This is a genomic window from uncultured Maricaulis sp., from assembly GCF_963976135.1.
Taxonomy (GTDB): domain Bacteria; phylum Pseudomonadota; class Alphaproteobacteria; order Caulobacterales; family Maricaulaceae; genus Maricaulis.
Genome location: NZ_CAXBKN010000190.1, coordinates 1 through 1,769 on the forward strand (window position 1 = coordinate 1; position 1,769 = coordinate 1,769).

Consider the following 1,769-nt stretch of genomic DNA (forward strand, 5'->3'; position numbering starts at 1 on the left):
TCGATCATGGCGTATTCGCCGGAGACCTGGAAAGCGAAGACGGGGATGTCGAAATTATCGGCCAGCAGGCGCACGATATCGAGATAGGGCAGGCCGGGTTTGACCATCACCATGTCGGCGCCCTCGGCGATGTCGAGCTCGACCTCGCGCAGGGCTTCGGCCGCATTGCCGGGATTCATCTGATAGGTCTTCTTGTCGCCCTTCAGCGCTGCGGCCGAGCCGATCGCCTCGCGATAGGGGCCGTAAAAGCCGGAGGCGTATTTGGCGGCGTAGGAGAGGATCATCGTATTGCTGTGGCCCTCGGCCTCAAGCGCCTCGCGGATGGCGCCGATGCGTCCGTCCATCATGTCCGACGGAGCAACGACATCGCAGCCGGCCTCCGCCTGCACCAGCGCCTGTTCGATCAGCCGTTCGATGGTCGCATCATTATCGATCGTCTCGCCATCGAGCACGCCGTCATGGCCATGGGTGGTGAAAGGATCGAGCGCGACATCGCAGATGACGCCGAGATTGGGCGCGGCGTCCTTGATGATGCGAATCGCATTCGGGATCAGCCCGTCGCGATTGAGGGCTTCGGATCCGTCCTCATCCTTCTTCGCCGGATCGATATGCGGGAAGATCGCCAGCGCCGGAATGCCCAGCGCCTGCGCTTCCTTCGCGGCGCTGGCGAGGCCCTTCAGCGTCAGGCGTTCGACGCCGGGCATGGCGGCAATCGGCTCGGGCGTGTCCTGGTCGGTGATGACGACGGACCAGATCAGGTCATTGCTGGTGAGGGCGTTTTCCTGGACCAGACGGCGCGTCCAGTCATGCTGGCGCAGGCGGCGCAGGCGGGTGGCGGGGAAGAGGCCCATGGGTCGTGTCCTTCGTGTCTCAAACATCTCAAACTTGCGGCTTTGGCGCGCGCGCGATACGCCATGATAAATATTCATAGCCGACAGGAAGCCCGCTGTGCACTTCGCTCTCACTGAAGACCAGATACTGATTCAGGACGCCGCCCGCAATTTCTCAAATGACCGCCTCAAGCCCAATGCGGCGAAGTGGGATGAGGACAAGCATTTTCCGGTCGATGCGCTGCGTGATGCGGCCGCGATGGGCTTTGCCGGGATCTATACGCGCGAGGATGTCGGCGGCTCCAACCTGTCGCGCCTCGATGCCTGTCTGATTTTCGAGCAATTATCGCGCGGCTGCGTCGCCACCGCCGCCTTCCTGTCGATCCACAATATGTGCGCCTGGATGATCGATAGCTGGGGCACGGAAGAGCAGCGCCAGCGCTTTCTGCCCGGCATGATGTCGATGGACAAGATTGCCTCCTATTGCCTGACCGAGCCGGGTGCCGGCTCCGACGCCGCCAGCCTGCGCACCAAGGCCGTGCGCGACGGCGATCATTATGTCCTCAATGGTGCCAAGGCTTTCATCTCCGGTGCCGGAATCTCGGATTATTACGTCGTGATGTGCCGCACGGGCGGCGAGGGCCCCAAGGGGATCTCGACCCTTCTTGTCGAGAAGGACACGCCGGGCCTCTCCTTTGGCGCCAACGAGAAGAAGATGGGCTGGAATGCGCAGCCGACCCGCATCGTCAATTTTGCCGATTGCCGCGTTCCCGTTGCCAACCGGCTCGCCGATGAGGGCATGGGCTTCACCCTGGCGATGAAGGGGCTCAATGGCGGCCGCATCAATATCGGTGCCTGCTCGCTCGGCGGCGCCAGCGAGGCGCTCGATCTGGCGCTCGACTATGTCTCGACGCGGCAGCAATTCGGCCGCCCGATCGG

At 62.9% G+C, this 1,769-nt stretch carries 2 protein-coding genes; one reads left to right on the forward strand and one right to left on the reverse strand.

Features of this window, described 5'->3' with window-relative positions; genetic code table 11:
- Positions 1–851, reverse strand: an 851-nt coding sequence (hemB, locus tag AAC023_RS14455; RefSeq protein WP_339742015.1) for a porphobilinogen synthase, incomplete at its 3' end; no start/stop codon positions are given.
- Between the two features lie 97 nt (positions 852–948).
- Here hemB and AAC023_RS14460 point away from each other — a divergent pair.
- On the forward strand, positions 949–1,769 hold an 821-nt coding region (locus AAC023_RS14460; protein ID WP_339742017.1), incomplete at its 3' end, for an acyl-CoA dehydrogenase family protein.